Consider the following 12,843-nt stretch of genomic DNA (forward strand, 5'->3'; position numbering starts at 1 on the left):
AACGAATCGCCTGCTCCCGGCAGCCAATCCGCCGGGCTGTGAATCATGCCAAATCTAAGAGCAATTTCAGAGCATTGATGGGGATTTCTGATGCAGGATGCCAGAGCCTCATCCTGCATGGCCACCCTGCTTTATTGCGAGCGCGGGGCCTGCGGGGCGGCCGGGGCCGGCTGGCCCTGCTGCTCGTCGGCCTTCTTCAGCGAATCCAGGACGCCGCCGGAGGTCGGCGGGCTGATCGGAGCGGCACCGCCGGCCGGCTGGGACTGCCCTGGCGCGCCGATGCCGATGAGCGACTTCGGCTTGCGGTCGTAGCCCGCGTACCAGGACATGAACAGGCTGGTCAGGAAGAAGCCGACGGCAAGGACCGCCGTCGTCCGCGTCAACAGGTTCGCGGTCCCGCGGCTCGACATGAAGCCCGCGCCGCCCCCCATGCCGAGGCCCCCGCCCTCGGACTTCTGCAGCAGCACCGAGCCGATCAGAACGACGACGATCATGAGGTGAATAACGATGACGACAGTCAGCATCTCGAATCGAACCTTCCGTCACAGGCCAACGGCGCCGGTTCCGGCAGCCCATCGAACTCGCGTGTTTTCCTGAAGTTGCGCGGTGTTACACGATCAGGTCGGCCATGGCCACCCTCAAAACGTCGCGGAATGGCGCCACCACTTGCCGTCTCACAGGCTAGCTAGGGACATCCTGCCGCTATCGCAAGGAAATCGGCCGCTTTCAGGCTGGCGCCGCCGACCAATGCGCCATTGACGTTGGCGACCCCCATCAGCTCGGCAGCATTCGATGGCTTGACCGAACCGCCATAGAGGATGCGGATCCTGTCGCCCTCTTCCTTGAAGCGATCAGTGAGCACACCTCGGATAAACCGATGAACTTCCTCGACATCCCCGGTGGTCGGAGTCAAACCGGTGCCGATTGCCCAGACCGGTTCATAGGCCACCACCAGATTGGTGGAGGTCGCTCCGTCGGGCAGCGATCCGGCAAGCTGGGTCTTGCAGATATCGAGGGTCTTGCCGGAATCGCGCTGCTGGCGGGTCTCGCCGATGCAAACGATCGCGGTCAGGCCCGCGCGCCAGGCGGCCTCCGCCTTCTGCCGGACCAGCGCATCGCTCTCGCCGTGATCGGCACGCCGCTCCGAATGGCCGACAATGATCGCCGTGGCACCGAGATCCCGGAACATCTCCGCGGCAAGATCGCCGGTATGGGCACCCGATGGCTTGGGATGGCAATCCTGCGCGCCGACCGCGACCATTCCGTCCCGCGCCATTCCGGCGAAGGCCGCCACCAGCGTTGCCGGCGGACAAACCAGAAGGTCGGCTTTCCCGGAGAGCGCGCCGGCGCCCCCCAGCATGGCCTCGAATTCGCCTGTGGAGGATTTCAGGCCGTTCATCTTCCAGTTGCCGGCAATCAACGGCCGGATGGCGTCGCTCATGTCAAAATTCCCATTGCTCAAATCTGTCCCTGCGCTAGCAGAGGCGGGTTGCAACTTCCAGAGAACCGACCCGCCACTGCCACGCGGTGATTAGCCGCTTCAATCCATCGGTGCGAGCGAGGTTGCGGGGGAACGGCGGCCACTTTATGATGGGTTTTCAATTCGGTGATGCCCTGTTGCGAGGCTTAAGCTTCGCCTTCGGCACGACCCGGTTCCCCTCCTGAAAAACAAGTTGGACCCATGCTTCGAGGAATGCGGAAAGCCTCATCAAACTGGCTCGGCAAGGCGATTATGGCCACGGTGATGGGCGTTTTGATCGTCAGTTTCGGAATCTGGGGCATTGCGGACATTTTCAGGGGCTTCGGTCAATCGACGCTGGCGAAGGTCGGCAGCACTGAGATTTCGGCCGAGCAGTTCCGCCAAATCTATACCGATCGCCTGCAGCAGATCGGCCGCCAGTTCGGCCGTCCCCTGAGCCCCGAGCAGGCCCGCAACTTCGGGATCGACCGGCAGGTGCTGCAGCAAACGCTCGCCGAAGCCGCTCTTGATGAGGAAGCCCGCCGCATGGGCCTCGGCCAGTCCGAGGCCGAGACGCTTCGCATCATCTACAACGATCCGAACTTCAAGGGCCTCAACGGCCAGTTCGACCCGCAGCGCTTTGCCGCGATGATCCGCAACGTTGGCTATACCGAGCCACGCTACATCGCCGAGCAGCGCCGTGTCGGTTTGCGGCGGCAGATCGCCGGCACGATCCAGTCCGGGCTCGAACCGCCGAAAACGATGATCGAGGCGTTGACACGTTTTCAGAACGAACAGCGCTCAATGGAATACATCAAGCTCGACGCGGCGCAGGCCGGCGCCATTGATCCGCCATCGCCCGAGGCGCTCGCCGCCTATTTCGAGGACCACAAGGTCCAATTCCGCGCGCCCGAATACCGCAAGATTTCCTTCGTCGCGATCACGCCGGACGAAGTCGGCAAATGGGAGACTGTCTCCGACGACGATGCGAGGAAAGTCTTCGAGCAGCGACGCAGTCAGCTTGGCGCGCCGGAAAGGCGCGAGGTGTCGCAGATTGTGTTCCCTAACGCCGACGAGGCGAGTGCGGCGCGCAGCCGTATCACCTCGGGCACTTCGTTCGACGACATCGCCAAGGAACGCAACCTCAACCTCGCCGACGTCAATCTCGGCATGGTCGCGAAGTCGGCTATCCTGGATCCTGCGGTCGCCGGCGCAGCGTTTACGCTGCCCACGGGCGAAATCAGCGAACCTGTGCAGGGCCGCTTCGGTGTCGCGCTCGTCAAGGTCGGCAAGATCGAGCCGGGCACGACGCCGACCTATGAGAGCCTGGCTCCCGAGATCAAGCGGCAGATCGCCACCGAGCGCGCTCGCGCGAAGGTGTCCGAATTGCACAACAAGATGGAAGACGAACGCGGCGGCGGCGCCAGCGTGGTCGAGGCCGCACAGAAGCTCGGCCTCACCCCGGTCACGATAGATGCGATCGACCGGTCCGGGCGTCTGCCGAATGGTCAGCTCGCGCCCGAGATCCCGCAGGGGCTCGACGTTGCGTCGCAGGCCTTCAGCAGCGACGTCGGCGTCGACAATGACCCGATCCAGTTCAACGGCGGCTATGTCTGGTACGACGTTCTCGGCATCACGCCGTCGCGCGAGCGCAATCTCGACGAAGTCCGCGACCAGGTCGAGGCGAAATGGCGCGAGGACCAGATCTCGACCAAGCTCCGCGCCAAGGCGACCGAGATCGTCCAGAAGCTCAACGATGGCGGCAAGCTTGCCGACGTAGCCGCCGCGGTCGGGGCAAAGGTCGAGACCGCCGTCAACTTCCGCCGCGACGCATCGCCGGCCGGGGTGCCGGCTGCCGCCGTCAGCGCCGCCTTCCGCACCGCCAAGGACGGCGTCGGGCAGACGCCAGCAGCGGGCGGCAGCGAATGGATCGTATTCCGCGTAACGGACGTGACGGTGCCGCCTGTCGACCTCGCCTCCAACGAGGTGAAGCAGATCAAGGAGACGCTGCAGCGCTCGCTCAGCGACGAGCAGTTCGGACAATATGTCACGAAAATCGAATCCGTCATCGGGATGAGTATCAACCAGGCCGCCTTTGCACAGGTGACAGGCGCGAATAATTGAGCATGATCCGGACAAGGGGGCACCGGTTTCCTCGCGACAGGCGCCCGGCGTTTGCGCGAAGGGCACGCTCCAACGAGAAACCTGGACCAGTACGCGAATGGACGACCTGAAATCGATCATTGGAAAAGTCGCCACCGGCGCCACCTTGACGCGCGACGAGGCGGCATCCGCCTTCGACGCCATGATGTCGGGCGAGGCCACGCCATCGCAGATGGGGGGTCTTTTGATGGCGCTGCGGGTGCGCGGCGAAACCGTCGACGAGATCACCGGCGCGGTGTCGGCGATGCGCAGCAAGATGCTGCGCGTCAAGGCGCCGCCGGAGGCGGTCGATATCGTCGGCACCGGCGGCGACGGCTCGGGCTCGGTCAACGTCTCGACCTGCGCGGCCTTCATCGTCGCGGGCACAGGCGTGCCGGTCGCGAAGCACGGCAACCGCGCGCTGTCCTCGCGCTCGGGCGCGGCCGACGTGCTGGCCTCGCTGGGGGTCAAGATCGATTTGTCGCCGGAGCGCGTCGGCCGCTGCGTGTCGGAGGCCGGCATCGGCTTCATGTTCGCGCCTGCCCATCACCCGGCGATGAAGAATGTCGGTCCGACCCGGGTCGAGCTCGCGACCCGCACGATCTTCAACCTGCTCGGCCCGCTGTCGAACCCGGCCGGCGTCAGGCGGCAGATGGTCGGGGTGTTCTCGCGGCAATGGGTGCAGCCGCTCGCGCAGGTGTTGAAAAACCTCGGCGCGGAATCGGTCTGGGTGGTGCACGGCTCGGATGGGCTCGACGAGATCACCCTCACCGGCCCGACCTTCGTCGCCGCGCTGGAGAACGGCGAGATCGGGACGTTCGAGGTGAAGCCGGAAGACGCCGGCCTCGGCCGCGTCGCCGGCGAGGCGCTGAAGGGCGGCGACGCCGACGCCAATGCGGTCGCGCTGCAAAGCGTGCTGAACGGCAAGCCGAGCGCCTACCGGGACGTCGCGCTGTTCAATGCCGCCGCGGCGCTCGTTGTCGCCGGACGCGTCCGCGAGCTGAAGGAAGGCGTCGCGCTGGGCATCCAGTCGCTCGACAGCGGTGCGGCCGCCTTGCGGCTGCAGCGCCTCGTCGCGGTCTCGAACAGTTGAAGCATGGTCCAGAAAACTGTGAACCGGCTTTCGCAAAGATCATGCTCTCATGGAGATCATGCTCTAACGGAGACGCAGCGATGTCGGACATCCTGACCAAGATCGAGGCCTATAAGCGCGAGGAGATCGCCGCCGCCAAGCGTGCGCATCCGCTCTCCGAGATCGAGGCGCGCGCCAGGGCGGCCGCTCCGCCGCGCGGTTTCGTGCGCGCGATCCGCGCCAAGCACGACCGCGGCGATTACGCCCTGATCGCCGAGATCAAGAAGGCCTCTCCGTCAAAGGGGTTGATCCGCGCCGATTTCGACCCGCCGGCGCTCGCGAAGGCCTATGAGGCCGGCGGAGCGGCCTGCCTGTCGGTACTGACCGATACGCCCTCATTCCAGGGCCATCTCGACTTCCTGGTCGCGGCCCGCGCAGCGACGGGTCTGCCGGCGCTGCGCAAGGACTTCATGTTCGACACCTACCAGGTCGTCGAGGCCCGCGCCCACGGCGCCGACTGCATCCTGATCATCATGGCCGCGCTCGACGACGCCGCCGCCAAGGACATCGAGGATGCCGCCCTCGCGCACGGCATGGACGTGCTGATCGAGATCCACAATCGCGCCGAGCTCGACCGGGCGCTGAGACTTCGCTCGCCGATGATCGGCGTCAACAACCGCAACCTGCGCACCTTCGAAACCACGCTTGCGACCAGCGAGGCGCTGGCGCCGCTGATCCCGAGGGACCGGCTGATGGTCGGCGAGAGCGGCATCTTCACGCCGGACGATCTTGCCCGCCTCGAGCGCGTCGGCATGTCGACCTTCCTGGTCGGCGAGAGCCTGATGCGGCAGGCCGACGTCACCGGGGCGACCCGCGCGCTGCTGACACGGGTTGCGCCGCGGGCCACCGGAACTGGCTGACGCTATGGCGCGGCGGCCCGCCAAGGCGAAATCATCAGGGGCAGTTGGCACCCTCACCCATATCGACGCCAGGGGCGAGGCGCGGATGGTCGACGTGTCGGCCAAGCCCGCGACGGAACGGACCGCGGTCGCCGAGGGCCGCGTCGTGATGAGCAAGGCGACGCTCGCGCTGATCGAGTCGGGTCGGGCGAAGAAGGGCGACGTGCTCGCCACCGCGCGGATCGCCGGCATCATGGCGGCGAAGCGGACCTCGGAATTGATCCCGCTGTGTCATCCGCTCGCGCTCACCAAGGTCACGGTCGACATCGAGACCGATCGCGCGTTGCCCGGCTGCATCGTCCGCGCCGACGTAAGCGTGACGGGGCCGACCGGCGTCGAGATGGAAGCGCTGACCGCCGTATCGGTCGCGTGCCTGACGATCTACGATATGATCAAGGCCGTCGAGCGCGGTGTGCGCATCGAGGGGATCCATCTCGTCGAGAAAATCGGCGGCAAGTCAGGGCACTATCGCGCGAGCGAGTGATCGCCGCGCGCCTCGGCCCACCCGGTCACTTCAGCGACGTGCTGATCGTGTTGAAGTTGGTGGTCATCCTGCTTCCTACGCCCTGCACCGTCGTGATGATCGCGATGGCGATGCCGGCTGCGATCAGCCCGTATTCGATCGCGGTGGCTGCGGTCTCGTCGGCGCAAAACTCCTGCAGCAGCTTGTTCATTTGACACTCACAGGTTCTGAACTCGGTGCAACGATACAGGCAACGGCGTGCCCAGGGTGACAGTACGCATAGCCATAGGCTTAGATCGTAAAAGGTTTCTTGCGGCGGCTTGGCACTCGACAAGCCCTGCCGGGCGACGTGCCGACGCGGCAAACTTTGCGGTACCGCACGAGAAACTTTATCTATTGATTTTGAAGACCGCGCGTAGAGCCATGATGTAACTGCGTTTTCGTGGCATGGCGCTTTGCCGGACCTTGGCGCAGCCATTTGCCTGGATACACGTTGCCGTGGTTGAGACGCACCCCGCGATAACCGTTTGTTAACTAGCCTTGCTAACGGCAACTCCACCTCGCTTCGCTACCCATCGCGGCAGGCCGGAGGTGCGCGCAACCTGCTTCCGGGGAAGTGCCTGGAAGTGATCTGGTGCCATGAGTTCGAACGGTTCTGCCACGTTCACATCTGTTTTCCGCAGCGGTCCGATCCGCTGGCTGATCCTCGGCGGCGCACTGCTGATGGTCGCACTTGCGATCGGCGCGACGCTGATGGCCGGCAACTTCCGCGAGCGCGCCCTGCACAACAGGGAGCGCGAGCTGGAAAACACCGTGCTGCTGCTCGCGCGGCATTTCGATCAGCAGCTCGAGGATTTCGAGGTGGTCCAGAAGGACCTGATCGCGTTCATGCGCGACACCGGGATCGCGACCGCTGAGAACTACAAGCGGCGAATGTCGACAGCGGATATCCACGACATGCTCAAGTCCAAGATGGAGGCACTGTCCTATGTCGGCGGCATGAACGTGTTCGACGCCGACGGCATGCTGATCAACAGCTCGGCGATATGGCCGCTGCCACGAGTCACCATCGCTGACCGCACTTATTTCCGCCTCTTCAAGGCAAGCCCCTATTCGCCCGAGATGCTGGTCGAGCCGGTATTCAGCCGCGTCACCGGCAACTGGACCACGGTGATCGCCCGCAAGGTCACGGGGCCGAACGGCGAGTTCCTTGGCGTGGTCGCTCGCGGCGTCGAGCCGGCCAGTTTCGAGAAATTCTTCGCAACCGTCGCGCTCGGCGAAGGCGCCGCGATCTCGATGCATCATCGCGACGGCACCCTGCTCGCGCGCTTCCCCCATGTCGAGGAGTTGATCGGCAAGAACTTCCGTGCCGGCCCGCCCAGCCAGCAGCAGGTGTTCGAACTGCCGCAAAGCACGTCGCGGCTGACCAGCCCGATCGACGGCAAGGACCGCCTGGTGTCGTCGCGAGCGCTCGCAAAATTCCCGATGGTGGTCGTGGCAACGACGACCACGGCCGCAGCGCTGGCCGACTGGCACGAGCAGATCAACATCCTGATCGCGGTGACCGTCGCGGCTGGGCTCGCGATCGCGCTCCTGATCACGCTCGTGGTTCGAAAACTCATGCAGCAGCACCGGGCGGAACAGGAGCGAGTGACGCTGGAGAAGCTGCGGCTCGATACCGCCGTCAACAACATGACACAGGGTCTGCTGCTGTTCGACGCCTCGCAGCGCCTGGTGATCTGCAACAAGCGCTATATCGAGATGTATGAGCTGTCGGCCGACGTGATCAAGCCCGGCTGCAGCTTCCACGACGTCATCGAGCATCGCCGGGAGACCGGCTCGTTCACCGGCGATGTCGACAGGTACGCCAACCACGTGCTGCGCGACATCGGCATTCGCAACGTGATGGTAATCGCAACGCCCGACGGGCGCTCGGTCCAGGTCGTCAACGAACCGCTTGCCGACGGCGGCTGGGTTGCGACCCACGAGGACATCACCGAACGCCGCCGCACCGAGGAGCGCATCACCCACCTCGCCCATTACGACGCGCTGACCGACCTGCCGAACCGCACCCTGTTCCATGAGCAGATCAAGCGCGAGCTGCCGCATGTCACGCCGGAAAGTCAGCTTGCGGTGCTCTATATCGACATCGACGAGTTCAAGGGCGTCAACGACTCGCTCGGCCACATGGTCGGCGACGAACTGCTCAAATCCGTTGCCCTGAGCCTCGGCAACTGCGTGCGCGACGACGATTTCGTGGCGCGTCTCGGCGGCGACGAATTCGCGATCGTCCAAACCGGGGTGAAGAGCACCGACGAGGTGGTCGACCTCGCGGTCCGCATCCACGAGGCGATCCGCGCGCCCTACCAGTGTCTCGGCCATCAGGTCTCGACCGACGCCAGCATCGGCATCTCGCTTGCCCCGCAGGACGGGACCGATCTCGACCAGATCCTCAAGAATGCCGATCTCGCGATGTATGCGGCGAAAGCGGCCGGCCGCCGCACCTGGCGTTTCTTTGAGGCCGCGATGGATGCGGATGCCCGCGCACGGCGCGAGCTCGAGATGGAATTGCGGCAGGCGATCGCCGCGCGCCGCGGCCTGGAAGTATATTACCAGCCCTGTCTCGGCCTGCGGACCAACGAGATCAACGGCTGCGAGGCGCTGGTGCGCTGGCGTCATCCCGAGCGCGGCATGATCTCCCCGGCCGATTTCGTTCCGATCGCCGAGGAAACCGGGCTGATCAACCAGCTTGGCGAATGGGTGTTGACGACGGCCTGCATGGAAGCCGCGAACTGGCCGGACCACGTCAACCTCGCGGTCAACGTTTCGCCGGTGCAGTTCAAGAGCGGCACGCTGGCGTTAAAGGTGATCGCGGCGCTGGCGGCGTCCGGTCTGGCCGCGCACCGGCTCGAGCTCGAGATCACCGAAGCCGTGCTGATCCGCGACGATGAGGCTGCGCTCTCGATCCTGCATCAATTGCGCGCGATCGGGGTGCGGATCGCGCTCGACGACTTCGGCACCGGCTATTCCTCGCTGAGCTATCTGAAGCGTTTCCCGTTCGACAAGATCAAGATCGATCGCTGCTTCATCGCCGACGTCGCGGAGCCGCGGGGATCGGCCGGCATCGTGCAGGCAGTCGTCAACATCGCCGCAGAGCGGAACATGACCACGACGGCGGAAGGCGTGGAGACGGCGGAGCAGCAGCAGACGCTGCGCGAGCTTGGCTGCTCGGAGATGCAGGGTTATCTGTTCAGCGCGCCGAAGCCCGCCGCCGAGATCAGGCAATTGCTGGCCGCGCATCGGCGAGCACCGCTCGCCACCGGTACCGGCCGCGTGCGCCCGCGCAAGCCGGTCGCCGGCACGGCGTAAGCCTCCCCGACGCGTCACAACAATCGTCAGGTCCGGCCGGTCTTGACCGGCGCAGTCTCCGGCAAGAGGCTCATGGCCACGACCCCGACGATCGCCGCGAGCAGAAGATACCAGGACGGGGCCAGCGGATCGCCCGAGACGTGCAGCAGCCAGGTCACGACCAGCTGCGCCGTGCCGCCAAATATTGCGATCGCGACCGCGTAGATCGTGGCGAACACGCCACCGCGAATGTTCTGCGGCAGCGCTTCGGTGAAGCTCGCATAGAACGCCGTGAACGGCAGCGATCCGATCAGCGACAACAGGCCGAAACCGAGCAGCAGCGACGGCGCGCCGGGAGCATGGACGATCCACAGAAAGGCCGGATAGGTCAGCACCAGCCTGACGAGCTGCGGCCAGACCATGACCGGCTTGCGCCCGAAGCGATCGGCGAGCCAGCCGCCGAACAGCGTGCCTCCGATCTGCAGGGCGTTGCTCACCAGCGAGACGGTGAAAGCCAGCGACGGCGACACATGCAGCGTGTTCTTGGCATAGGTCGTCATGTACTGCGTCACATAGGTCGATATCGTGCCGCTTGCCACGATCATCAGCGCCAGCGCGATGACGCGGATATGCCGCCGTGCCAGCGTGAAGTGATTTGAACGCTCGGCGCCCGCGGCAGCCGTGTCACCGTGCTCAATGGTTTCCGGCAGCGTCCGGCGCATCCAGAACCCGAACGGCAGGCAGACCGCGCCGATCAGGAATGCGACGCGCCAGCCATAGGCTTCGAGCGCCTCGGGCGCCATCGTCGCGCTCAGGGCGACGCCGACCAACGCGCCGGCGGCTGCCGCGATCCCCTGGCTGGCCGGCTGCCACGCCACCACCAGCGCCCTGTGCTTCGGAGGGGCAATCTCGATGAGGTAGGCCGTGGTCGGGCCCACCTCGCCGCCCAGCGCAAATCCCTGCACCATGCGCGCCGCGATCACGAGGATCGGCGCCGCCACGCCAATCGCGGCATAGGACGGCGTGAGCGCGATGGTCAGGATGGCGATTCCCATCAGCGCAAAGCTCAACAGCATCGCCGGTCGCCGGCCGACGCGGTCGGAATAGATGCCGAGCACGATGCCCCCGATCGGTCGCGTCACAAAGCCGGCACCGAAGGTCGCAAGCGACAGCATCAGGCTGCCATATGCGCTGTGAACGGGGAAAAAGGCGCGCCCGATCTCGATCGCGAAGAAGCTGTAGGTGATGAAATCGTAGAACTCCAGCATGTTGCCGATGGTTGCGGCAAATGCTGCGCGTTTCACATTGAACTCTGTCTTGCCTGCAAATCCCGGCAACATTCTCGATTCCCAAACACCCGTTTCGGCCAACTATTGTTGGTCCGGCCGCTTTCAACAAGGCATGGGACGGCGTTTTGCATTCACGATCTCCGTGAACTGCGCTTCGGAGATCACGCGCACCTCGGTTTGAAGCACGATCGCTTGATCTGCCAATGTCACCGCCGAACTCAAGCTGCTCGCCGAGAAATGCGAACCGCATGGCGACGCTGGAAAGCACGAACGCGTCTTCGCTGGCGTAGTTGGCGCGAGACGTGACCGGCCCGCGGACGGGCCGATCAAACCATGATCAACCGACCCTAGTTCGGAATCGGGCGCTTCGGCGCCGTCTTGACATCGGCGTTCTTCGCGTCGGCGTTGACGCTGACGCCGCGGAGCTGGTTGAAGGCCGCGATCAGCGCCTTGTCGCTCTTCTCATCGGGCGGGACATAGGACTGCGAGCCGGTCTGCTCGGCACCCTCGGCCGCGAGATGTCCGCGCATCTTGGCCTCGCTCATGATTTCAGAGCGGGTCTTGAACTCGTCGGGCACGTCCTGCAGCACCTCGATATCGGGCTTGACGCCGAGCGCCTGGATCGAATGGCCCGAGGGCGTGAAATAGCGCGCGGTCGTCAGCGCCAGCGCGCCGTTGCCGGGTCCGAGCGGAATGATGGTCTGCACCGAGCCCTTGCCGAACGAACGCGTGCCGATCAGCGTTGCGCGCTTGTGATCGTGCAGCGCGCCGGCCACGATCTCGGACGCCGAAGCCGATCCGCCGTTGATCAGCACCACGAGCGGCTTGCCCTTGGTCATGTCGCCGCCGCGCGCGGTAAAGCGCTGGGTTTCCTCCGCCGTGCGGCCACGGGTCGAGACCACCTCGCCGCGCTGCATCAGCGTGCTCGTCACCGAGACCGCCTGGTCGAGCAGGCCGCCGGGGTTGTTGCGGAGATCGATGACATAGCCCGCAAGCTTGTCTTGCGGGATCTGCTTGGAGATCTCCGTGATTGCCTTGCGCAGGCCGTCGGTGGTCTGCTCGTTGAACGAGGTGATGCGGATATAGCCGATGTCACCGCCTTCGGTGTGGTAGCGCACCGGGCGGACGCGGATGATCTCGCGGGTGATCGCGAGCTCGATCGGCTTGTCGGCGTCCTTGCGGATGATCTTGAGCCGGATCGCGCTGTTGGGAGCACCCTTCATCTTGTTGACCGCCTGATCGAGCGTCATGCCCTGGATCGCCTCGTCGTCGATCGCGGTGATGACGTCACCGGACATGATGCCGGCGCGCGAGGCCGGCGTGTCGTCGATTGGCGCCACCACCTTGATAAGGCCATCCTCCATCGTGACCTCGATGCCCAATCCGCCGAACTCGCCGTGCGTGGTCTCCTGCATGTCGGCCCAGCTCTTCTCGTTCATGTAACGGGAATGCGGGTCCAGCGAGGAGATCATGCCGTTGATCGCGCCCTCGACGAGCTTGGCGTCGTTGGGTTTCTCGACATAGTCGGTCCGGACGCGTTCGAACACGTCGCCGAACAGGTTGAGTTGCGAATAGGTGTCGGAGCGCGCGGCCGCCTTGGCGGCGGCGAGGAGATGTGCTCCCCCTTGCGGCGCGGTGACAAGAATTGTGAGACACGCACCCGCGACCGTACCAAGGAAGAAACTCATATTCTTGCGCATTATCGGCGATCCCTTCGCTATGGCCGGCAATTGTCTCGTAACAAATCGACCGCCCCACCCAACGCGGGCCAGAACACACCGGCTTTTTGGTCGGATCAAGGCCGTCAGCCACCGGTCCATTACGGTTCGTTCAGGGTGTGGCTCCCAGGACTAGCCCGCCCGTGATGAAAAGCTGGGCATTTCAGCCTGCCGAAGCCTCTGAAAATACTCATCGCTTCCGCCTCTCAAGACGCCTTCCGGTCTCATTTCAGCCCGTTCCGCCAGATCGAACGGCCATGTATCGAAGCACGCTTTCCTCTCGCGCCGATAGCCGAACTGCGGCGGGACATGACGGAATGCGCCCTCCATGCCGGGCCTCAGCGCTGCGTCTCCATCGGCAGTTCGGATTGTCGAGGATTTCACGGCGCTGCG

General features: G+C 64.7%; 10 protein-coding genes. 5 read left to right on the top strand and 5 right to left on the bottom strand.

What is annotated here, in order from left to right:
* Positions 1 to 131 precede the first annotated feature (131 nt).
* A complete protein-coding gene (gene secG / locus JQ553_RS30070) occupies positions 132 to 524 on the bottom strand; it encodes a preprotein translocase subunit SecG (protein ID WP_212503683.1) in 393 nt (130 codons plus the stop codon).
* Positions 525 to 685: 161 nt separating this feature from the next.
* Positions 686 to 1,441, bottom strand: a complete 756-nt coding sequence (gene tpiA, locus JQ553_RS30075) for a triose-phosphate isomerase (protein WP_212503684.1) — start codon at positions 1,439 to 1,441, stop codon at positions 686 to 688.
* 240 nt (positions 1,442 to 1,681) lie between these two features.
* Between tpiA and JQ553_RS30080 the strand changes: the two genes are divergently transcribed.
* The 4 genes from JQ553_RS30080 (at position 1,682) to moaC (ending at position 6,116) form a co-directional block, all read left to right on the top strand.
* Positions 1,682 to 3,583, top strand: coding sequence for a peptidylprolyl isomerase (locus JQ553_RS30080; protein ID WP_212503685.1), 1,902 nt, complete (start codon positions 1,682 to 1,684; stop codon positions 3,581 to 3,583).
* A gap of 97 nt (positions 3,584 to 3,680) precedes the next feature.
* The gene (gene trpD, locus JQ553_RS30085; RefSeq protein WP_212503686.1) at positions 3,681 to 4,694 is read left to right on the top strand and encodes an anthranilate phosphoribosyltransferase; all 1,014 of its coding nucleotides are present in this window, start codon (positions 3,681 to 3,683) and stop codon (positions 4,692 to 4,694) included.
* Positions 4,695 to 4,774: 80 nt separating this feature from the next.
* Positions 4,775 to 5,593, top strand: a complete 819-nt coding sequence (gene trpC / locus JQ553_RS30090; protein ID WP_212503687.1) for an indole-3-glycerol phosphate synthase TrpC — start codon at positions 4,775 to 4,777, stop codon at positions 5,591 to 5,593.
* 4 nt (positions 5,594 to 5,597) lie between these two features.
* Positions 5,598 to 6,116: a cyclic pyranopterin monophosphate synthase MoaC gene (gene moaC, locus JQ553_RS30095; RefSeq protein ID WP_212503688.1), complete on the top strand. Its 519-nt coding sequence runs from the start codon at positions 5,598 to 5,600 to the stop codon at positions 6,114 to 6,116.
* A 25-nt stretch (positions 6,117 to 6,141) separates the two neighbouring features.
* Here the strand turns inward: moaC and JQ553_RS30100 are convergent, their stop codons facing one another.
* A complete protein-coding gene (locus JQ553_RS30100; RefSeq protein ID WP_212503689.1) occupies positions 6,142 to 6,306 on the bottom strand; it encodes a Flp family type IVb pilin in 165 nt (54 codons plus the stop codon).
* A gap of 428 nt (positions 6,307 to 6,734) precedes the next feature.
* Here JQ553_RS30100 and JQ553_RS30105 point away from each other — a divergent pair, with 428 nt between their 5' ends.
* Positions 6,735 to 9,464, top strand: coding sequence for an EAL domain-containing protein (locus JQ553_RS30105; RefSeq protein ID WP_212503690.1), 2,730 nt, complete (start codon positions 6,735 to 6,737; stop codon positions 9,462 to 9,464).
* Between the two features lie 26 nt (positions 9,465 to 9,490).
* On the opposite strand, the gene JQ553_RS30110 is transcribed toward JQ553_RS30105, so the two are convergent.
* Together JQ553_RS30110 and JQ553_RS30115 are read right to left on the bottom strand one after the other, a co-directional pair.
* On the bottom strand, positions 9,491 to 10,783 hold the full coding sequence (locus tag JQ553_RS30110) for an MFS transporter (protein WP_212503691.1): 1,293 nt from the start codon (positions 10,781 to 10,783) through the stop codon (positions 9,491 to 9,493).
* A gap of 296 nt (positions 10,784 to 11,079) precedes the next feature.
* The gene (locus tag JQ553_RS30115; protein WP_212503692.1) at positions 11,080 to 12,432 is read right to left on the bottom strand and encodes a S41 family peptidase; all 1,353 of its coding nucleotides are present in this window, start codon (positions 12,430 to 12,432) and stop codon (positions 11,080 to 11,082) included.
* Positions 12,433 to 12,843: the final 411 nt, after the last annotated feature.

The sequence above is a fragment of the Bradyrhizobium lablabi genome, from assembly GCF_018131005.1.
GTDB lineage: Bacteria > Pseudomonadota > Alphaproteobacteria > Rhizobiales > Xanthobacteraceae > Bradyrhizobium > Bradyrhizobium lablabi_D.

Coding starts and splice junctions, on each gene's coding strand:
- moaC (WP_212503688.1), top strand. CDS start 5,598: ATGGCGCGGCGGCCCGCCAAGGCGAAATCATCAGGGGCAGTTGGCACC.
- tpiA (WP_212503684.1), bottom strand. CDS start 1,441: ATGAGCGACGCCATCCGGCCGTTGATTGCCGGCAACTGGAAGATGAAC.
- JQ553_RS30080 (WP_212503685.1), top strand. CDS start 1,682: ATGCTTCGAGGAATGCGGAAAGCCTCATCAAACTGGCTCGGCAAGGCG.
- JQ553_RS30105 (WP_212503690.1), top strand. CDS start 6,735: ATGAGTTCGAACGGTTCTGCCACGTTCACATCTGTTTTCCGCAGCGGT.
- JQ553_RS30100 (WP_212503689.1), bottom strand. CDS start 6,306: ATGAACAAGCTGCTGCAGGAGTTTTGCGCCGACGAGACCGCAGCCACC.
- JQ553_RS30115 (WP_212503692.1), bottom strand. CDS start 12,432: ATGCGCAAGAATATGAGTTTCTTCCTTGGTACGGTCGCGGGTGCGTGT.
- trpD (WP_212503686.1), top strand. CDS start 3,681: ATGGACGACCTGAAATCGATCATTGGAAAAGTCGCCACCGGCGCCACC.
- JQ553_RS30110 (WP_212503691.1), bottom strand. CDS start 10,783: ATGTTGCCGGGATTTGCAGGCAAGACAGAGTTCAATGTGAAACGCGCA.
- trpC (WP_212503687.1), top strand. CDS start 4,775: ATGTCGGACATCCTGACCAAGATCGAGGCCTATAAGCGCGAGGAGATC.
- secG (WP_212503683.1), bottom strand. CDS start 524: ATGCTGACTGTCGTCATCGTTATTCACCTCATGATCGTCGTCGTTCTG.